15 protein-coding genes and 1 CRISPR repeat array (1 of these 16 only partly in view) are annotated in these 19,502 nt (G+C 59.1%); of the genes, 7 read left to right on the top strand and 8 right to left on the bottom strand.

Translation table 11 applies throughout. From position 1 onward, the window contains the following. Nucleotides 1-683 precede the first annotated feature (683 nt). Complete coding sequence (locus ACVWYY_RS09005) at nt 684-2,330, top strand: DUF3352 domain-containing protein (protein WP_457402648.1); 1,647 nt, start codon at nt 684-686, stop codon at nt 2,328-2,330. Between the two features lie 45 nt (nt 2,331-2,375). Here ACVWYY_RS09005 and ACVWYY_RS09000 read toward each other — a convergent pair whose 3' ends face one another. From ACVWYY_RS09000 to ACVWYY_RS08975, 6 genes are all read right to left on the bottom strand, one after another. Continuing rightward, entirely contained in the window at nt 2,376-3,119 is a 744-nt protein-coding gene (locus ACVWYY_RS09000; protein ID WP_011432966.1) for a response regulator transcription factor, read from the bottom strand. 68 nt (nt 3,120-3,187) lie between these two features. Continuing rightward, nucleotides 3,188-3,946, bottom strand: a complete 759-nt coding sequence (locus ACVWYY_RS08995; protein WP_414343700.1) for a sensor histidine kinase — start codon at nt 3,944-3,946, stop codon at nt 3,188-3,190. Nucleotides 3,947-4,055: 109 nt separating this feature from the next. After that, nucleotides 4,056-5,534 (bottom strand): sensor histidine kinase, encoded by a 1,479-nt coding sequence (locus ACVWYY_RS08990; protein ID WP_011432968.1) that lies wholly within the window; start codon nt 5,532-5,534, stop codon nt 4,056-4,058. Nucleotides 5,535-5,678: 144 nt separating this feature from the next. Beyond that, a complete protein-coding gene (locus tag ACVWYY_RS08985) occupies nt 5,679-6,665 on the bottom strand; it encodes a pentapeptide repeat-containing protein (protein WP_457440311.1) in 987 nt (328 codons plus the stop codon). 140 nt (nt 6,666-6,805) lie between these two features. Beyond that, nucleotides 6,806-8,332: a hypothetical protein gene (locus ACVWYY_RS08980; protein WP_457440309.1), complete on the bottom strand. Its 1,527-nt coding sequence runs from the start codon at nt 8,330-8,332 to the stop codon at nt 6,806-6,808. A 147-nt stretch (nt 8,333-8,479) separates the two neighbouring features. Continuing rightward, nucleotides 8,480-9,397, bottom strand: coding sequence for a CoB--CoM heterodisulfide reductase iron-sulfur subunit B family protein (locus tag ACVWYY_RS08975; protein ID WP_457440307.1), 918 nt, complete (start codon nt 9,395-9,397; stop codon nt 8,480-8,482). Between the two features lie 319 nt (nt 9,398-9,716). On the opposite strand from ACVWYY_RS08975, the gene ACVWYY_RS08970 reads away from it, so the two are divergent. After that, a complete protein-coding gene (locus ACVWYY_RS08970) occupies nt 9,717-10,469 on the top strand; it encodes a hypothetical protein (RefSeq protein ID WP_414350784.1) in 753 nt (250 codons plus the stop codon). Between the two features lie 307 nt (nt 10,470-10,776). Next, nucleotides 10,777-11,526, top strand: a complete 750-nt coding sequence (locus ACVWYY_RS08965; protein WP_011432973.1) for a YebC/PmpR family DNA-binding transcriptional regulator — start codon at nt 10,777-10,779, stop codon at nt 11,524-11,526. Between the two features lie 53 nt (nt 11,527-11,579). Here the strand turns inward: ACVWYY_RS08965 and ACVWYY_RS08960 are convergent, their stop codons facing one another. Continuing rightward, nucleotides 11,580-11,906, bottom strand: coding sequence for a YbjQ family protein (locus ACVWYY_RS08960; RefSeq protein ID WP_457440305.1), 327 nt, complete (start codon nt 11,904-11,906; stop codon nt 11,580-11,582). Nucleotides 11,907-12,295: 389 nt separating this feature from the next. Here ACVWYY_RS08960 and rbsK point away from each other — a divergent pair, with 389 nt between their 5' ends. Further along, nucleotides 12,296-13,213 (top strand): ribokinase, encoded by a 918-nt coding sequence (gene rbsK, locus ACVWYY_RS08955; protein WP_457402637.1) that lies wholly within the window; start codon nt 12,296-12,298, stop codon nt 13,211-13,213. Nucleotides 13,214-13,467: 254 nt separating this feature from the next. After that, entirely contained in the window at nt 13,468-14,211 is a 744-nt protein-coding gene (locus ACVWYY_RS08950) for a response regulator (RefSeq protein WP_414343332.1), read from the top strand. Between the two features lie 166 nt (nt 14,212-14,377). Here the strand turns inward: ACVWYY_RS08950 and ACVWYY_RS08945 are convergent, their stop codons facing one another. Then, nucleotides 14,378-16,207: a DUF1565 domain-containing protein gene (locus ACVWYY_RS08945; RefSeq protein ID WP_457440303.1), complete on the bottom strand. Its 1,830-nt coding sequence runs from the start codon at nt 16,205-16,207 to the stop codon at nt 14,378-14,380. A gap of 165 nt (nt 16,208-16,372) precedes the next feature. Between ACVWYY_RS08945 and ACVWYY_RS08940 the strand changes: the two genes are divergently transcribed. Continuing rightward, entirely contained in the window at nt 16,373-17,596 is a 1,224-nt protein-coding gene (locus ACVWYY_RS08940) for a pentapeptide repeat-containing protein (protein WP_457440301.1), read from the top strand. A gap of 108 nt (nt 17,597-17,704) precedes the next feature. After that, nucleotides 17,705-18,817, top strand: coding sequence for an LptF/LptG family permease (locus ACVWYY_RS08935; protein ID WP_457440299.1), 1,113 nt, complete (start codon nt 17,705-17,707; stop codon nt 18,815-18,817). Between the two features lie 100 nt (nt 18,818-18,917). Further along, a CRISPR array of direct repeats spans nt 18,918-19,502; the repeat unit is 37 nt; unit sequence GTTTCCGTCCCCTTGCGGGGAAAAGGTAGGGATCAAC (it continues 889 nt past the right edge of the window).

Genomic DNA, 19,502 nt, shown 5'->3' with positions numbered 1-19,502 from the left:
CCTGTACCTTTCTGCAAACTCAGGAGCGATGGAAAGAGCAATGGTCTCTAGGAGAATTGAGGGAATACTTTCTTGTTCGGCCTGGGCAAAAAAGGCAGAGTAGGATCCTTGCCAAAATAAAGTTCCCAGCTGTTCAAAGTTGGTGGCTTGCGTCACAGCTAATGACCCCCATTGCTCTTCCTGCTAGAGAGAAGGAGTAGCTCTGCTTAAGCTCAAGCATAGCAAGAATTGCAACTTCTGTCAAAGGGAGAAGTGTCATTGCCTGGGGAAAAGCAACATGTACAGGAAAGCTTCAAGTTTGTTGCAGGAAATGTTCAACTGATAACTATTCCTGTCTTGGCTGCTATCGCCGCGGGGCAAGCATTTCGTGGACTTTGGTTCACTACAGCTCCTCCAGGCCGAGTTTGGGATCTTATTACGCTACAGCCTATTAAGAGGCTACAGGATACAGCTGTAAGCCTGCCTGTTCTGGACTCATCGGAATCAAGCCTCAGAAACACGACGTTTTGTATCCCTTGATCTGTGAACAGGCCGTAGGTTTACTCACAATTTAGACTATCTTGTTAGACTATCTTGACTTGTGCTAGAGTGGGCTATTTTTTCACTTACAGAAAATTTGGGTTTGCAGGCTCATGCCTAGATGCTACGATTGGCTATATCCACTAGCTGCTTAGGTAGCCGCCATGCAAGTCCAGCTTCATTCTCGGCTGCGCCCTCTCTCTCTGACGTTGATGGCGGTGGGGGGCTCTTGGCTTCTGGGATCCTGCCAACTCAGAGGGCCACAAGTGCAGTTGCCCGGCGATGTTATGCCGGAAACCGTGCTGGTTCCTCAGTCGGCACCCTTGGTGCTGACTTTTTCTACCCAACCGGAAGAATCTTTTCGCACTCACCCTGACCTTTTGGCCCAGTGGGAGAGCTGGACGGCAGAAGCTTTGGCTGAAACCGGCAAGGAGTTCTCTCGGGAAGAGATGCAAGCCTGGGCCGGCGAGCAATTCACGATGGCAGTGGTGATTCCCAATCTGGTGCCCGGAGCTGCCGAGCCGGTGCCTGGGATCCTGTTTGGAGCCAGCACCCGCAACGCTGATTTGTCTGGGCAATTCTTGGCCCAGGTGCGGCAACAGGCAGCAGCAGAAGGGGCGAACTTCGAGCAGCGCCAGGAGCAAGGGGTCACCTTGTATGTGCAAACCAACGGAGAGCCGGGCGAGCGGTGGGTGACTGCTGAGTTTGGCAACCGCTTTGTGGCGGTGGCCAACGACCCGAGGGTGATGCAGCAGGCGATTGCTGTGTATCGCGGCGAAGCAGAGCCGATTGGCCGCTCCGAAAGTTTCCGCACCGCCGTTGGCAATCTCTACAAGAAGAGCGGCACGCTGGCCTTTGCCTACTTCAACTTCCAGGCTTTGCAGGAGGATCCCGAGTCTTTCCAAGACTGGATGCAGGATTTGGATCCGGCGACGCTGGGATCCCTGCAACCCCTGCGCTCTTTGGCCATGGCTGCCCACTGGCAGGAGCAGGGCCTGCGGCTGCGCATGTTGACCCAGACCGATCCGAAAACCCAGGTGCAGGGGGGGTGGCAAACGGCTCGCGGCGAACTCATTCAGCGGCTGCCCGGCAATGCCTTGGCGGTGCTGACCACCCAACAGATTGCCCAGCGCTGGCAAGCCGTTATGCCTGAGCTGGAAAAAGATCCGCCGGTCAAAGAGTCGTTAGAGGAGCTGCGGGCTGAGTTTCGCGCCAATACCCGTTTGGACTTGGAAAAAGATCTGCTGGCTTGGATGGATGGGGAGATGGCCTTGCTGGTGGCACCGGATGCCCAGGCCCATCCCCTGTTGCAGGGCATGGGAGCAGCCTTGGTGATCGAGACCAGCCAAAAAGACAAGGCCAACGCGGCCCTGACTCAGTTGGATCGGCTGGCCCAAGAATCGGGAGTAGGGGTAACGGAGGCGGGTGGACAGGTGACGTGGGCGGATCCCTTGTTTAACCGCCCGCTTTTGACCCGCGCCTGGGAAGGCAACTATTTGATCGTGACCAGCAGCACGGCGGCGCTGCAAACCCTCGCCCAACGCCAGGGCAATTTGCTTCCCCAAACCGAGCCGCTGAAAACCCTCTACGATCAGTTGCCCAAGCCCAACTACGGCTACTTTTTGCTGAATTGGCAAGGGATCCGAACAGTGCTGGAGGCCACACTACCGGGTGGTTTGGCAGGCTTGGAGCCGGAGGCCCGTGAGCTGCTGACCCGCATCGATGGGCTGGGGATTACCAGCTACCCTGCCGGGGATCACGCCTTTGGGGTGGAGCTGCTGGTCACCGTGCCGCCCAAGCCACAGCCGTAAGCTCTTTCCCCCTTCTCCCTTGGGGAGAGGGGCTGGGGGTGAGAGCTACAGCCGAATCAAGCCATAGGTGAGAGCATAGCGCACCAGCTCGGTGCGGCTGCTGGTGCCTGTCTTGTTCAGCAGGCGGGTGACGTATTTTTCCACGTTGCGCACGCTGGTTTGCAGCTGCTTGGCAATCTCCTTGTTCATCAGCCCTTCTGCCACCTTCTCCAACACCTGTTGTTCCCGCGGCGTCAGCTCTACCTTGATGGGTGGGGGCAGGGGGGTGGGGGCAGAGGTCTGGGCAGGCGTGGCTGTGGCAAGGGTGCGCTCCGACAGCAGGGCGCGAATCGAGGCCAGCTCGCGGGCCACCACCTCCGAAGGGCTGGCAGCGCGGGATCGCTCAATGAGATTGGAGACGATGGCCACCAGCTCCTCCGGATCGAAGGGCTTGGGCAAATAGGCATCGACACCGGCCCGGTAACCCTGGATGCGGTCGGCGGTCATCCCCTTGGCGGTGAGGAACACCACCGGCAGATGGCTGTAGGGCTCGAGTTTTCGCAGTTGGGCCAAAAATTGATAGCCATCCATGCCCGGCATCATGATGTCGGAGATGATCAACTGAGGCTGGGCCGTGCTGAGCAGTTGCAGAGCCTGCTGGGCGTTGGCCGCCGGGATCACCTCAAAGCCGCTGTCCTCGAGGTAGGCTTGCACCGCTTCCCGTAAGCCGGGTTCATCATCTACTAGCAGAATGCGGGCTGCTGGACTGGCAGCAGGGGGTTCGGGTTTGGCTGGGGGAGAAGAGGCCATCTGCAGCTCCTGGGTAGCGTTCAAGCGTTTGGCGGCACCTGCCATCCCATATCTCTACAATCTTCCTACTAACCTGTGGGCAATCTCAGGCGAAAACAGGAGCCTTGGGGGGAGCTTTCCACCTGGAGATCTCCGCCCATCCGGGTGGCCAGGTCGCGGCTAATGGCCAACCCCAGCCCCTGCCCTGGCTTAGAAAGATCTGCCCGAAAAAAGGGATCGAAGATCCGCTCCAGGTTCTCAGGGTGGATGCCGGGGCCGTTGTCGCAGACGGCAACGAACACTTCCCATTGCGAAGCAGTTGAGGGATCTTCACCCAACTCCACCTTCAGCCGGATCTCACCTGGGGGCGGGGTGTACTTGCAAGCGTTGTCGATCAAGTTATCAAGCACCTGCCGCAGGGCACGCGGATCGGCTTGTACAGGGGGTAGGGAAGGGGGCAGAACGGCTTGAAAGTGGTGTCCCTGGGTTTCGGCCAAGGCTTGATAGATGGGGATCCACTCCCGCAGCAGGTCGGCCAAGGAGAGGGGCTGAAGCTGGAGGGGGGCCGGGATCCCGTCCAAACGCTCGAACTCCGCCAGCAGCTCCTGCAAATGCTTGCACTCCTGTTCAATGCTCAGGCCAATCCAGTGGTTGCGATCCTCTGGGGGCAAGCGTTTTTGTAATAACTTGGCCAGCGTGCTCAGGGCGGTGAGAGGATTGCGCATTTCGTGAAGCAAAGTGGAAAGCTGCTGGGCAGAAAGAGTGACCCCCTTAACCTTGGGTTCTCCGGCTCCGCAGACGGGTTCAGGCTCTGGGTGGTGTTCAGCAACTTTTCTGGCTCTCGGCATGGATCCAATCCCTAGACTCTCCCGGCGCTGGCAGATCGATCCTAGCCCCATCTTCCCTGGGTTCCGCCACATCAGCGTTGAGACGGTATCGGGATCCCAACTGGGTGGCTTATAGCTGGCGGGGCAGGTAGATGTTGAGAATTTCCCCCCGACGGGCGCGATGGCGCACGGTGAGGTAGCCCCCCAAGGCGCGGAACAGAGTTTGGGTGACGGGAAGGCTGAGGCTCACTGCACCGGTATCCGGCTGCACGACCAACAACTGCCCAATCGCCTGAGGGGATTTGGGCTCTGAGGCAACAGTGGCGTCGCTGCCCTCAGGTGTGTTGACCTGAAACTGAAGTTTGACCAGCTCCCCTGCGCTGACCAACTGGGCGCGAATGTGGCTGCCAGCCGGCGTGCTGCGGGCAATGCGGTCGACCATGCCAAACAGCACCGCTTCCAGCGCCTTGGGATCGCTGACCACATCCGGCAGCTCATCGGGAATCTCCAACTCCAGTTGGGATCCCCGCCGTTCCACCTGCTCCTGCCAGCGAGGCAGGTTTTGCCGCACCAAGTCCACCAGCGCAATGGGCTCTAGCTGAAGCCGACGCCCCTCCTGTGGGGTAGCAGCGGGCATCACCGTTTCTGTAGCCTGGAAAAACAGCCCGAAGCGGTTGATTTGCTCGGTACATTCGCGGTCAATTTTCTCCACGTATTCCCGTACCCGCGACGGCAGATCGTGCCGCTTCAGGATGAGACTAACCAAGGTGCGGATGGTGCTGAGGGGCGTCTGGATCTCGTGGATGAGAGCCCGCAACAGTTCTGCCTCCGAAAGGCTGTTCTGTTGGCCTTGACCGGCAGGCTGGCCATGGGAAGGAGGAGACCGCCGCTTCTGCCAATCTTCTGGCCGGGTTGTGGGCGCAGGGGAGTTCTCGGCTCTGGCGGGGGGTAAGCGAGCGGGCGGGGATCCCGACTCGGCCAGGTTTCCCAGCAGAAGAAGGCTGCTGAAGCGGGCCAGCACCCGCACATGAGGCTCCATGAGGGGATGGTGCTTGATCAGCTCCTGCCAGAAGGGCAAGCGATCCGGCCTACCCTGTTGAACCCGCTGCTCTAGGATCTGCCAAGCCCGATGCACCACTTCCGGCTCAAAAGACACCATCATCCCCCTCTGCCGCGTGTGGGGGTGATGCCCTTGGGCGGCCACCGCCGAAAAAACAGGGGTGAGCACCAGCAAAAAAGGCTCCTCCACCAGGGGATCCTGCGGCAGGAGAGGGATCACCGTCTGGCCAGGGGTCAGAATCGACTCAGGGGACAAGTCAGGGGTAAACAGCCAGGGATCTTCACGGGCCAGCTCCCGCAGCTTCAGGTTCGGTTCTGGAGCGTCAATGGGCGACGGCAGTTGAGGCAGCGGATCCCGAACCACCCAGGGGGGCCACCAAGACACCGGCCCACCGATCACCACCCCAAACTGTCCAACTTCTTGCCATAGCTGGAGCAGGGCTGCCACCGTCTGCTGCCAGGAGCGCTCTCCTGCCCCCGGCAACCATTCCGGCAAGGGCAGATCGGCCCACAAAGCTTCCATCAAGGACAGAAATCGGCGGCTGTTCACGGATCTCTTTGACCCATCCTTCCCTTGTAGGGTAGCGGTTGTGGCCCCTCTGGGGCAGGGGAAAACCTCACCTTTTCCGGGGCGGATCCCCGTCTCACTCAGGGACAAGAATCCTCGTCCTCATACGGTAGCGAGTCTGTCCAATCAGCCTACCCGTCCATCCGGCAGAGTTGCCCCGCGCAAATTGGCCCCGCTGAGGTTGGCTGTGCTCAGATCGGCTCGGGTTAGGATTGCCTCGCCGAGATCGGCATTTTCCAGGTTGGTGCGGCCCAAATAGGCATCCACCAGGTTGGCACACCGCAAATCGGCCCCGGCCAGATTGGCCCGACTGAGATCCGTCCGCGCCAGTTTGGCCGAGCACAAAGAACTCGCGGAAAGATCGGCTGCCGCCAGATCCGCCTCGCTCAAGTTGGCCTCTGTCAAATTCACCTGGCGAAGTATCGCCTCCTTCAAGTTGGCCCGCGCCATCTGCACCCCTTGCAGGTCTGCCCCCAAAAAAGAAACCCCCCTCAGGTCGGTCTCGCTCAGGATGGCTCCCTGCAAACGGGCTTGCTGCAGGCTGGCCCCTCGCAAGTTGGCCTTGATCAAACTGGCCTCTTTTAGGTTGGCCCCGCTCAGGTCGGCCCGTGTCAAATCCGCTCCCGACAGGTTGGCTCCGCTGAGATCGGCGCGGCTGAGGTTGGCGTTGCGCAGTACCGCTCCCCGGCGGCTATCGAAACGGAGATTGGCCCCCCGCAGGCAAGCCCCTCCCAAGTTGGCACTGGTGAGGTTGGCCCAACGCAAATCCGCATCCAGCAGGTTGGCATCGATCAACAGAGCCAGTGTCAGGTTGGCCCCATGCAAATCTGCTCCTTGTAGGGTGGCGCCGTGCAACTGGGCATCTCTGAGATCCGCCTCGCTCAAGTCCGCCTGGCTGAGGTTGGCCCCACCAAGGTTAGCCCCGACGAGGTTGGCCTTCTGCAGCTTGGCCCGCCCCAAGAAGGCGAAGATCAAATTGGCACTGTGCAGGTTTGCTTGGGAGAGATCCACCCCGATCAAATCGGCCCGGCTCAGGTCAAGGGCGGCCAGGTTCTCGCCGGCAAAGTTGATCCGTCCTGCCCGGTAAAGCCGAAGCAGATCCTTGGCATCCATAGAAGAGAGGGGAGAGCTCAGAGAAGTGAGAGAGGAGCTGCACTGGTGGTTATTCTAGATAAGGATCCGGGCGTTTCCCCAGCACTCTGCGCAGCTGATCGCCAGTGTTGAACGGGATCCCCAAACAGCGGGTTTGAGCTTCAAACCAGCCCGAACAGACGGCGCTCTGCCTCCTCCATGCGATCCAAGAAAGCAGCAAATTTGGTGGAGATCTCCCCCACTTCCTGCAAAAAGGCGCGTAGTGTTTGGTACTTGAGAACCAAGGCTTCCTCTAGGGTGCAGGTTTGGAACTGCTCATCCAACGCCTTGCCCAACTCGCTCAGGGTCTGTTCGATAGCAGTTTTGACAGAGCCGACGCTGCGCCGCACCAAACGCATCACCTCCTGCTCCAACTGCGGCTTTTGCTGGGCCAGCTCGCTGCTGGCCAACACCTGTCTTAGGGAAGCATAGGGATCCGCAAGGTTGGTGGGCACCTCAGTGATCGCCTCCGGCAAAGCGTATTCCCCACTGCTGACGTGAGGGGGCTGCACCAGGCGCCACTCCGATTGTTCTAGCTTTTTCAAGATCCCCATGAACATTGCGGCGGATCCCTCGACATCCCTCAAGAAGCCGCGCAGCACCTGGTGTTTGAGGGTCAGATATTGGACGGGATCCTCATCCTGCAGACCTTCGTCCAGGGCGTTGCCCAACTCGCTTAGGGTGTTCTCGATGGCAATCATCAAGGATCCGGCGCTGTGATGGAGCAGTTGGCGGCAGGACTCTGGGAGCTCCTGTTGCAGGTCAGAAGAGGGGGCGGGTGGTGTTGCCGGGGTCGCAAAAGCCGAAAGCTCTGCAGGCTCTTCCTCATCCTCTGGGATCCCAGCGTCAATCCAAGTCATGGAACCGGACAAGGACTCTGTCCTGCCGGCACGAACGGCATCTTCCGTATTCAGCCAATCCAGATCGGCAGAGGGGAGCTCGGCAGCCAACCCTCCAGCGGCGACCGTTTCCGGGGGCACCTCAACGTAAAGAGGCTTCAGCATCTGCAGCACGGCGTTGGCGGCTTGGCCATCCTGATCCGGCTCCTGCAACTGCTGCACCGCCTCCTTCAGCCGGGTTTCCAGTTCTTGGGGGGAGTGGCAGGCATCGTAAAGGGCTCTGAGCAGTTCGTCCAGGCTGTGGCGTCGCAGGGCGGCCAACCCTTGCAGGGTGGGCTCTATTTTGTGGTACAAAGCCGTGAACAGAACCAGCTTGGCCCGCAAAGGACTGGTTTGCCGCATCACCCCTGCCCGCAACTCGAAGGGATCATAGTCTTGCTTTTGCAGTTGCAGACCGCCATATTCCAAGGACAAAACAGGCGAGGGCGTAGCCCAAACTGAGGGATCCGCTTGGGGCTGTTGATACAGGGGCTGTAGCTTGCTTAGCAGCATCTTGGCGATGCGAGCATACTCGGCTTTTTTGTTGATGCGGCTAATGGCATCTCGAAAGCGCTGGCCCAAAGCATCAAGGGTAGCGTGCTGGCGGCAGAGCTGCTCCAGCAGAGCTTTCAGGTCTATTTGGCTCAACTTGCTGACATCGCTTTCCCAAGTGCTGGTGCAGGCAAAGTAAACCAGCTTTTTCACTCGGTCTGCGTACCCGCCCTGCTGCACTTCTTGCACAACAAGGCCAAAGGGATCCGAGACAACCATAGGGAGCTGCTAAGCAGGAGTAGGTGGATCTAAGCTTACGAGGATCTTTGCGGTTTTTGAACAAGGACGGGTACCTTGCTGGGCAGAATAACACATCCTTCCCAGACCTGATGTTTGCCCAGGGATCCCCCAGCCATCAAGTGGGATTTAGCGGCCTATTTTTTGCAGGGCTCTTTCCACCTGTACTACATGGCGGTTCAGTCCCAAGTTTTCCGCTGGGATCCCCAGGGCCAGGCCCACCAATTGTGGCAAATGCAGGATCGGGATCCCCAGCTTGCGCCCGATCACCTCTTCCACCTCCGGCTGCCGAGAGTCCAAGTTGAGGTGACATAGAGGACAGGGGGTGACCAAACAATCGGCTCCCGCCTCTATTGCCTCTACGAGATGCCGGCCTGCCATCGAGAAAGACTGCTGCGGGGCATAGCTGGAAATGGGCCAACCGCAACACTGGGTGCGCCCGCGATACCAAACGGGGGTGGCCCCCAAACGCTCGAAGAGATCCTCCATCAAATGGGGATCCCGCGCCACATCAAAGCGGGAGATGTCGTAGGCCCGCAACAGATAACACCCGTAGAAGGCAGCGCAGCGCAGTCCCAAGAGAGGCCGTTTGACCTGTTGGGCCAATCGCTCCAGGCCGTAGTCATGAGCCAGCACCCACAGCAAATGGCGCACATCGCCTGTGCCCTGGTAGCAGCTCTCGCAGCCTCCTTTCTGGCACAGGGCCTGCACCTGGTGAAAGTACTCTGGACTCGCGGTTTTCGCAGCCTTCAACTTTTCATTCACGCGGCCCAGCACTCCCTGACAGGTGCTGCAGTGGGTGAGCATCGGCAGCCCCAGCGCTTCCGCCAAAGCCAGGTTGCGGGCATTTACCGTATCTTCCAGCAGCTCCGATTCTTCTTTGAAGGTGCCCGAACCACAGCAGGAAGCGGCTTCCAGCTCCACCAGTTCAATGCCCAGATGCCGCGCAATCTGGTCGGTGGAGTCATACAGCTCACGACAGGCCCCCTGGGCCACACAGCCGGGGTAGTAGGCGTAGCGCAAAGGTGAAGGAACAACCGCGGTCATGAGAAGACGTGAGAAGAAGAAGAGAATTGGGTTTGCGATCTCAACGGTAATAACAATCCATGGATCCATTGCCCACACAGCAGAGCACTGGCCTGCCTGCAGAGCGGGAACCCAGAGCCTAAGATCCTACACCCATGCGCTGCCACAGCACATCCGTTGCTGCCCAGGACAGGGAGTTTGTCAAAGCTTCCCTATTTATCTGCCCCTATTTTGAAACCATTCGGAGCCGATACCCTATTTTTCTCCCTGCCTAGTGCCTCTCTGGCCGATGTCGGGTAGATTTGGCGGTAGCCATCGCTGAGGAATCGGTCAACGCTTTATGAACAGCCCGATCCAGGATCGCGATTTCCCCTTTTCACCCCGCTCTAAGCAGGGCAGTCTGGGTTGGAGCCTTCCTCTAAAAGGTTGGGGATTTGGCTTGTTTTTCGGATCCCTAGTTTGGGCAGGATGGGCAAGTCAACTCCAGCTATGGGCCCAGCCGGTCGAACAGCAACCCCAGGAGGAAGTCTTAGTGCCAGGGCGCAATTTGGATCCTGGGGCGCAAATCCGGGTGCGTAACGAGCTGGTCAAGATCTGTGGGGACTATCGTTGCGAAGGCTATCGCTTTTCGGTACGGGTACCGATCAGCCCTGAAGACACCCTGGAAACTCTGCTGGGGCGGCTGGATACGGAGATGCTGCGGGAGGTGGATCGGGTGTTTCAAACTCGGCCCGATCTGAATCGGGTCATTGTCGATGGCTACGTCTTTTCGGGTACTCCCGCTTTTGTCAGCCGGGAAGTGCTGCTGCAAACAATGTTTGTGCCCCGTCACCGTTGGGAAGTGGGGCGCTTTGGGCCAGAGCAAGATGCGATTTTCTATGCCGAGCTGTTGGGACAGGTGACGCCCTTTCTAACTCCATCCCCAACCCCCACGCCTACACCTGGGCCTGTGCCTGGAGAAGGTGTGCCCCCTCTGCCCCCGCCTCCTGGGGAAACTCCTCCCATAGAGGCAACGCCTACCCCTCAAGAAACCCCAGCCCCTCCGCCTCCGCCCCAAGGGGATGTGATCCAGCGGCAGCCGATTCAGCCCTGATGGGTTTGTTGGGTAGCTGAGTCTGGGTTGTGAAGGATCCCTCGTTATAGTCATTTCAAACCAGATTGAGATACTCCCCAAGCGCTCCGCGCCGCTGCCCTTACCCCCAGTTTCTCTCTGGGAGAGGGAGTTAGGAATCGACATAACGAACCGTTTCACTGCTGTTTGAAATAACTAACTATAATTTAATTTGTGACCAGGCCAGTGCCCTCCCAGTTGTCGCGGGGTTGAGTCCTGAGCCGAGGTGATCTAGGCTTCAAAAGTGGAGGGATCCCTCCAATTCATTGCTTGACTGGTGTGTGGCGGCATGGCAGGACACAGCAAGTGGGCCAACATTAAACGGCAAAAGGCCCGTGTAGATGCCAAAAAGGGCAGCCTCTTTACCAAACTCTCGCGGGCCATCATCGTGGCAGCTCGCAACGGCTTGCCAGATCCGGATGGGAATTTTCAGTTGCGGGCGGCAGTGGAGAAAGCCAAAGCAGCGGGGATGCCCAGCGAAAACATTGAACGAGCCATTGCCAAGGGAGCCGGCAACTGGAGCGACGACAGCCCCCTGGAAGAAGTTCGCTACGAGGGCTACGGCCCCGGTGGGGTGGCTGTGTTGATCGAGGCCATGACCGACAACCGCAACCGCACGGCTGCCGAGGTGCGAGAAGCCTTCAGCAAAACCGGCGGCAGCTTGGGAGAAGCCGGCTGCGTGAGCTGGCTGTTCCGGCAAAAAGGGGTGATCAGCCTGGAGGAGGTGTTGGATCCCGAAGCCCTGTTGCTGGCGGTGGCGGAAGCGGGAGGAGACGACTTCAAGGTGGAAGGCACAGGAGCAGAGGTGTACTGCGACTACTCTTTGCTGGAGCAGGTGGCCACCTACCTGAAAAAAGAGGGCTACCCAGTGCAAGATGCGGCCATCCGCTGGATCCCATCCACTGAGGTGCATGTGGAGGATCCCGATACGGCCAAGTCAGTGCTTGCCCTGATGGAGCGTCTCGACAACCTAGACGATGTGCAGAATGTCTACGCCAATTTCGAGATCGACGAGGCGGTGATGGAAAGCCTGGCCTGAGAACAGGCTGCCATCATCTTCCGAGAAAGGGAAACCTTCAACAGAAGCATCCGTCAGCGGAGCTTAACGGCGGTGCCGGTGGCGGTGATGAGCAGCAGCACCCCGGTTTGGTCGATGTTGATGGTGCCGGTGTTGATGGCAACACCAATGATGCCGTTTGCCCCCAAGCGTTTGGCCCGCCGCTCCAGCTCTTCCAGGGCTTCTTTTTGGCCTTGCTCGAAAACCCGCTCGTAGGCCCCTGTGCGCCCGCCGATGATGTCGCGGATGCCGGCAAAAAAGTCCCGCAGAGCGTTGCTGCCGTAAACCACCTCGGCTGTTACAATGCCCAGGTAGCCCTCGATCTCCACACCCTGCAGCACATCTGTAGTTGTCAGCAACATCAGCTTGCTTCCTGGGTCAACACCCACCAAGATAGTCGGGATCCTCAACCTTTGGAATCGGGTTCTTGCCCTGTGTTTTCAGCAGAGTGGCGATATGTCGAAGGGCGACCAATCCCTACAGATAACCGTTCCACAACGCATAGTCATTTATCTCACCGTTGAGGTGAAACAAACGACCGGTTGCTTCCTGCTAAGGCCTCCGGCCCGCTAGCGCGATCAGTTGAAATAGATGGTAATAAAAACCACGACTGCTATCAGCCCTTGCCGCGTGGTAGGGCGCTCAAGGGGATCCCTGGCCAAGACCGGCGGCTGATACAATAGCTGCCCAGGGATCCAAACCAAAGATCTCTAGATCTCTGCTTTTCCAACAGGATTTCCCCACAAGCCCGATGGCAGGCCCGATCCGAGTGGTGGGTAGCTTGAACATGGATTTGGTGGTGCAGGTGCCCCATCATCCCGGCCCTGGGGAAACGGTGCTGGGATCCGACTACGCCACCTACCCTGGCGGTAAGGGAGCCAATCAAGCGGTGGCAGCGGCACGGGCGGGAGCCCAGGTGGAGATGTGGGGGGCAGTGGGATCCGATGAGTTTGGGCGTCTGCTCCAAGAGAACCTGGAGCACAACGGCGTGGATACCCGCCACCTGAGGCAGTTGGAGGGGCCCAGCGGCCTAGCTTTGATCACAGTGGATCCCGGCGGGCAAAACAGAATTGTGGTCAGCCCTGGAGCCAATGGTCGCTATCTGCCGGAGCATTTGCCTCCCTTTACCCCAGCGGCCCTGCTCCTGCTGCAGCTGGAAATCCCCCTGCCCACTGTGCAGGCTGCAGCAGAACAAGCCTTTGCCCAAGGGATCCCGATTTTGCTCAATCCCGCCCCCATCGCGCCATTGCCGGGATCCCTGTTGCGCCGGGTTCGCTACTTGGTGCTCAACGAAAGCGAAGCGGCTGCCCTTGCCCAATCCCCTGTGGAAACGCCGGAACAAGCCCAAAAGATCGCTCAGGAGCTCCAGAAGCACGGGATCCCAGCCGTTATCCTCACCTTGGGAGGGGCAGGGCTGGTCTGGGCAGATGGGGAAGAAAGTGGCCATTGGCCAGCTCATCCTGTGGAAGTGGTGGATACCACCGCTGCCGGAGATGGGTTTTGTGGGGCCTTAGCTGCCTGTTTGGCTGCCGGCAGATCCCTGAGGGAAGCCCTGCGTTTTGCCAATGCCGCCGCTGCTTTGGCCGTAACCCGTGCGGGAGCCCAACCTAGCTTGCCCCAGCGCTCTGAGATTGAGGCATTTTTGGCCTCTGCCGTAGAAACAGCATAGACTGCTGCTTATCAAAAGTTTTCGACGTCTGCGGTGGAGAAGTTCATTGGCCGTTTGCGTGAGCGCTATGGGGAAACCGCAACCTCCACAGGACGAGAGCGGGACGAACTCCTTTTCCTGAGCCGCTACTCATCGCCGGCGGAGGGGATCCCTTGCTCCATTGAGTACTGCTCAATAGTGCCTTGTCTTCCCTTGTGGGTGTCTTTAGAGTTAGGTAGTGAAAAGAGAGTATTCGGTAATTCTGATAAAGGCCCGTGAGTACCCTCCTTGCTGAAGATGACGCTCTCTACCGTCAGCATGTTCATAGCCTGCTAACACAACATTTGCCTGAGTTCGGCCCGGTGTATATAGCCTCGAATGGTAGAGAGGCGTTGGAACTCTACCGCCAGCACCACCCCAACTTTGTGTTGATGGACATTCGCATGCCTGAGATGACCGGGATCGAGGTAGCACGACAGGTTTGGTCAGAGTGCCCCAGCACGCGCATCATTTTTTGGTCGCATTTTGCCGATGAAGTCTATGTGCGGGAGCTGCACAAGATCGTGCCTCCGCAAACTGTCTATGGCTACCTTTTGAAAAATTGCACCGATGAAAAATTGGTCAGCGCCATCCAAGCGGTGGTGCAGGATGAGCAATGCGTGATCGACCGAGAGGTGCGCGGGGTCGATTCCCGTTCACAAAACAAAATTACCGGTCTCAGCGATGCCGAGTACGAAGTGCTGATCGACATTGCCCTTGGCCTCACCGACCAGGCCATTGCTGCACGGCGCTTTTTGTCCCGCCGAGGGGTAACCAACCGTCTGCGCAACCTCTACGACAAACTAGAGGTGAGCAACGACCAAATTGAGAGCGACGAGTGGGGAACCACCTTCAGCTTGCGGGCGCGAGCCATCCGTCTTGCCTTCAAACGGGGGTTGATTAACGCCCAACTGCTGGACGAGGAGGAAGTGCATTTGGATCACTGGCTCAGCCGCTACCGACTGGATCCGCTGGACTAGAGAGGGGGTGTTCGAGCCGTCATCGCTCTTGGCAAGCACTTGTAGTCAATTCCCTTGCCAGCGACCAAGGAGACTTGGGCTCAATGGCTGGCCACCCCGCCAAAGAACTGGGATCAAAGCTCCCTCGTACCGCTATGGAGAAGCAAGCCGGCAGTGTGGAGGGTCGCTAGCGGAAAATCATCTCGGCAACCGCCTCAAAGCCGGCATCCAACAGCTGATCCAACACCGACTGGGCCTGGCTGCGACTGTCGTAGAGGCCAGCCTGCAACACTGTTCTGCCGTTGAAAACCGTTTCCACCGCCTCGGGGATGAGCTGCCGCAATCGGTTCAAGTCATCGCTGCTCTTGGGGGTCACCAACACGCGAAATTGAGTTGCCGTTCGCGTTGGCGAAACGGAGTCGTTACCCACAGCAACCACAGGGGGGGCAACTGGAGTTGTAGTGGGAGCAGAGGGAGTGGCCGGGATCCCTGCCGATGAGCGACGGGCCGGCGGGGGCAGAAGGGTGGTGATATCTGTGAGGGGAGCCGACGGTGGCCTGGGAACAGGAGCTGCGGGGGCAGGGCCAACCGGCTGAGCAGGTGCGGTAGAGCCATCTGGCGTGAAGGGGACGGCAACAAACTCCTGCGCTTGGGGTTGAGTGTCCGCCGGCTGGGCAGGAACGTTGGGCAAAACGCGCCCCCCCGATCCCGATAGAGAGGCAACTGGGCTGGGATCCGTCGATTGCGGCACCGTCACAACCGGTAAGGTGGAGGGGGTCTCAGCGGCTGGCCGGGGATCCCTGGGAGTAGCCGGCTGGGCCGGAGCGCTGGGCAGAGCCAAAGTGCCAGGGGCAATGGGGCGGGGAGCGCTGTCGGGAAGGGCGGCAACGGTGGTTTGACCGGACAGATCCAGATCCCCTTTGGCTTTGCCCCGCAGTTGGTTGCCGTTGGCATTGATGCGCAGGCCGCGGGTGGCGTTGTTGATATCGTATTGGCCGTTGCCCTCAAAGATGTTGTTGCCGGGATCCGTGGCCGTGCCCAAATCCGGCTGGGCAGTGGTGATGGCGGTGAGGCCGGTCTCCAAGTTCTGGGCGATGAGATTGTTGCGCAGGATGGGCCTGGAGCTGCCCCCGACGATCACGCCGGTACGGTTCTGCAGAATGCGGTTGTTGCGCACAACAGGCGCCGAGCGTTGGTCGATGGTGATGCCAAAGCCGGTTTCTTGGAACAGGTTATTGACGATGGTGGGCTGGGAGGTGCCCAAAACGGAAATGCCGTTGGCCCCGTTTTTATAGAAGCGGTTGCCCTCTACCCAGGGATTGGCAGCGCCGGCAATGAAGATCCCATCGTGGATGCTGCCCACAAAGCTGTTGTTGAGAATGCGCGGGGAGGCCGATTCCACCCAGAGGGCATAGCCGCGCCGCCCTTGGTTGCGCAGGGTAACTCCTCGCACTTCTGCGCCGGTTTCTGCCAGCAGAGCAACATTTTGTCGGCCTAGGGTCGGGCTCATGTAGGTACCGCCGCCGGTGATGAGATAGCCCTCTCCCAAGGTGGACTCGTCCCCACGCAAGGTGAGGCCGGCTTTCAGACGGATGGGGAAGGTTTCGCCGCTCTCCTCGCTATATACCCCGGGAAAAAGCTGAATGACGCTGCCAGCCTCAGCCCGCTGAATGGCATAAGTAATCGTCTTGAAGGGGTTATTGCGGGATCCATCCCCACGGGTATCGCTGCCGTTGGCCGCATCCACAAAAATGGCCGGGCGATTGTCCGGGAGAGGGGGAGCTTGAGGCAGGGTCTGCTCACCGGTAATGCCGGTGTCCAGGGAAGTTTGCGCCCAGCCGGGATCCAACTTTGCTGTCAGCAGTAAGGTGGTGCCAAGCATCAGAGAGGTTGCCAGCCGCGTCAGCATTGCAGAACGGTGGCGCTGCGCCCGCAGGCCGGGCAGGACTGCTGTAGATTGGTGTTCGCCGGATTTCTGCAGACCAATAGGCAGTAAGGACAATAAGGAAGAGATCATGGTGGTTATCCTCACACCAGGCTGGGCTAGAGAAGAAAGGCCGAGGTTATCCTACCAAACTGAGTAGGCGGGATCCTGCCCTATCCGCCAACTCCAAATACGGACTAACGCAGGCTTTTTTTGCAAGTCTAACACTAGCCCTAGAGTAACCTCCCTGCTTGCGCCATGACCTACAGAACCCTTGCCCCCGAACATCTGCCCCAAGAGCCGTCGCTGCTTGAATCCGGGATCCTGCTGTCTCCGGTCTCACCGTGGCAACCCCTGATTCATCTGCTGCTGTTGGGGATCCCGGCCTTCTTGCTGCTCTTGGGAAAGCTGATGGCTCAGCCGGTCTTGGGCTGGGGGGCGGTGCTGGCTTGGCTGGGCCTGGCGGGCTGGTGGGGGCGATCGCTTTGGGCTCAGATCGGACGCCGTCTTTGGCAGTGGCTGACCACTTGGCCTCAATTGGCCTGGGCGGGAGTGGCCCTCAGCTTGGCCGTGATGGGAGGGATTGCCGGGAGCGGGCTGTTTTCTGCCTTGGGATCCCTGAGTTGGGAGGCGATTGGGGCTTTGGGAGAAGTGTTTGGGGCCACAGGCCAGATCTTGATCGCCATCCTGGCCGCCTACATCGCCTGGCGGCAGTACATCATCTCCCGCGATCTCACCATTCAGCAGAATATCATCACCCAGCAGCAGACCATCGACGCCTACTTTGAAGGCATTTCCAACTTGGTCTTGTCTCCCGATGGGCAGTTGGACGATTGGCCCCTGGAGCGGGCCATTGCTGCCGGGCGCACGGCTGCTCTGTTGAATGGGGTGGATCGCTTCGGCAAAGCCAAGATCCTGCGCTTTCTCTCCACCGCTAACCTGCTCAGCCCTCTGCGGCGGGATCAACACCTGGGCCGACCCATTCTGGACGGCAAAGGGGGTTACCAGCGGGATCGCGTGAACGGCATCCGAGTGGTCAACCTGGGCACGATGCTGGAGGGAGCCGACCTGCATGGCACCCTGTTGCGAGCGGTGGATTTCAGCGAAGCCAGCCTGGAGAGAGCCAACCTGAGCGGCTGCGATCTCAGCCACACCAATCTGTGCGGAGCTAACTTGCGGGATGCCGACCTGCGCGGGGCCGATCTCTACCGCGCTTTGCTGTTTGTGGGATCCCCTCAGACGGCTTCCCCTGCTCAGCCAGGGCAAAAGCCCGATTTTAAGACCGGGGCCTACACCGGAGCTATCGTGGCAGGGGCAGATTTCCGCCAGGCTCGCCGCCTTTCCCCCGAACAACGGGCCTACCTGGCCGCCTGGGGGGCCGAGCTGGATCCCGCGTCCGAACCTCCCCTCAACTCTCCTCAGCCGCGTTTGGATCCTGCCGACAAAACGGAGTCGTTTCCCCCACCTGCCCCAAGCCCTTGAGCGAGAATGCATTGATGAGCCTGGTTCAGGGCTTTTGCTGCCGATTTTTCGGCCATTGCAACCCGTCTCTTCCATGGGGATGAGGGCGATCCCTTTCAATTCTCAAACATGGCACGGTTGCTCACCAAGTTCTGGCTGCTGGAGCGCTATCTGTTTGGGGAGATGCTCACCCCGGTGCTGGCCGGTATTGCCGGGGGAACCCTGCTGCTGCTGGTGGGCCGACTGTTTACCCTGGCCGAGCGGCTGGTCGAGGGATCCGTCCCCCCCCTGACGGTGTTGCGCCTCTTGGTTTTGGATCTGCCGGAGATGGTGGTGCTGGGTATGCCCATTGCCGCCTTCTTTGCCACCATGCTCACCTTGGGCAAGCTGAGCGGCAACAGCGAGATCACCGCTATGCGGGCAGCCGGGATCCCGTTTAGCCGGATTTTCCGGCCCCTGCTGCTGGTGGGGTTGGCCATGAGCTTGAGCGCTTTTTTCATTAGCAACGTGCTGCTGCCAGCCAGTAAACAGCAAATCCGCCAGATCGATCAGCAAGCTTTGCTGGCCCAGGCCACCACCCCGGTGCAATACGATGTCTTTTTCAAAACCGAAGACAACCTCTGGTTCTTCATCCGCCAAGTGGATCCCCGGTTAAATACGATGCAAGATGTTACGATTTTGCGGGTGGATCCCTTGCCGGGGGGCAAATACCAGTTGGCGGAAGTGACCTTGGCCGCTCAGGCAGTGTGGAATGGACTGGAGTGGAGCCTCAGCGAAGGAGCGACCCACCTTTACGGCCCCACGGGTCTCAGCATTGCCGAGCAAACGTTTCATCGCAAGCCGCTGCAAGTTTCCCAGGATCTGGCTACCCTAATGCAGCCGCCGGTTTCCCCCAGCGAGTTGAGCTTACCGGAGCTGGCGGAGCGGATTTCCCGTTTGGCCCGCTCCAATCTCAATACTCAGGCTCTGCGCACCGAGTTCCACATGCGCTTCTCCCTGCCCTTGGCCAGCTTTTTTGCCGTGCTAATTTCGCTACCCCTGGGATCCACCACCGCGCGGCGGGTGGGACGCTACGGGGGCGTCGTCTTCGGGATCCTGTTGGTGTTTGGCTACTACGTGGTTCTGAGCGTGTCTCGCAGCTTGGGAGAAGTGGGAGCCCTTCCCCCTTGGGCGGCAGCCTGGAGCTTCAACATCTTGTTCGGCGGCATCGGACTGGTGCTGCTGGCCCGTTTCCTGCGCTAGGGATCCACCCTAGAATCCGCCAGTCTCAGTTCTCAAGGATGTCTCGAAGAAGGCAGGGATCAACTTTCCTTTCTCTCTCCTCTCGCCTCGCGTAGCTCAGGTTTCCGTCCCCTTGCGGGGAAAAGGTAGGGATCAACGCACATGCAAAGTGTGTTAGAGGGGATTGCCCGCCGCGTTTCCGTCCCCTTGCGGGGAAAAGGTAGGGATCAACGTAAGGACAAAACTTCTCAAGCCCTCCGTCCTTTGGCGTTTCCGTCCCCTTGCGGGGAAAAGGTAGGGATCAACTACTATTGGAACTACTCCCAGAATCGGTGGGTACGGTTTCCGTCCCCTTGCGGGGAAAAGGTAGGGATCAACAGCCAAGCTCGGTGGTCGCTGAAGCAGCTTAATGCTGTGGATGCGGTTTCCGTCCCCTTGCGGGGAAAAGGTAGGGATCAACCTCACTAAGTCAACAAGAGGCAAATAAGCCATTATCGGCTGTGTTTCCGTCCCCTTGCGGGGAAAAGGTAGGGATCAACGAAGGCTTGGTAGCTCCTCAATGGGCAGTTGCCTGCCGTTTCCGTCCCCTTGCGGGGAAAAGGTAGGGATCAACTTTGGATGGTTGGTTAATGTTCTTCCTGAGGTATACAGACCAGGTTTCCGTCCCCTTGCGGGGAAAAGGTAGGGATCAACCTGTTAAATCGAC

The organism is Thermostichus sp. MS-CIW-34, from assembly GCF_054060435.1.
Note: the sequence above shows the minus strand (reverse complement) of the source record. Positions and strands in the feature narration are given on the sequence as shown.

Coding starts and splice junctions, on each gene's coding strand:
- ACVWYY_RS08965 (WP_011432973.1), top strand. CDS start 10,777: ATGGCAGGACACAGCAAGTGGGCCAACATTAAACGGCAAAAGGCCCGT.
- ACVWYY_RS08945 (WP_457440303.1), bottom strand. CDS start 16,207: ATGATCTCTTCCTTATTGTCCTTACTGCCTATTGGTCTGCAGAAATCC.
- ACVWYY_RS08935 (WP_457440299.1), top strand. CDS start 17,705: ATGGCACGGTTGCTCACCAAGTTCTGGCTGCTGGAGCGCTATCTGTTT.
- ACVWYY_RS08975 (WP_457440307.1), bottom strand. CDS start 9,397: ATGACCGCGGTTGTTCCTTCACCTTTGCGCTACGCCTACTACCCCGGC.
- ACVWYY_RS08985 (WP_457440311.1), bottom strand. CDS start 6,665: ATGGATGCCAAGGATCTGCTTCGGCTTTACCGGGCAGGACGGATCAAC.
- ACVWYY_RS08940 (WP_457440301.1), top strand. CDS start 16,373: ATGACCTACAGAACCCTTGCCCCCGAACATCTGCCCCAAGAGCCGTCG.
- ACVWYY_RS08995 (WP_414343700.1), bottom strand. CDS start 3,946: ATGCCGAGAGCCAGAAAAGTTGCTGAACACCACCCAGAGCCTGAACCC.
- rbsK (WP_457402637.1), top strand. CDS start 12,296: ATGGCAGGCCCGATCCGAGTGGTGGGTAGCTTGAACATGGATTTGGTG.
- ACVWYY_RS09005 (WP_457402648.1), top strand. CDS start 684: ATGCAAGTCCAGCTTCATTCTCGGCTGCGCCCTCTCTCTCTGACGTTG.
- ACVWYY_RS08960 (WP_457440305.1), bottom strand. CDS start 11,906: ATGTTGCTGACAACTACAGATGTGCTGCAGGGTGTGGAGATCGAGGGC.
- ACVWYY_RS09000 (WP_011432966.1), bottom strand. CDS start 3,119: ATGGCCTCTTCTCCCCCAGCCAAACCCGAACCCCCTGCTGCCAGTCCA.
- ACVWYY_RS08980 (WP_457440309.1), bottom strand. CDS start 8,332: ATGGTTGTCTCGGATCCCTTTGGCCTTGTTGTGCAAGAAGTGCAGCAG.
- ACVWYY_RS08970 (WP_414350784.1), top strand. CDS start 9,717: ATGAACAGCCCGATCCAGGATCGCGATTTCCCCTTTTCACCCCGCTCT.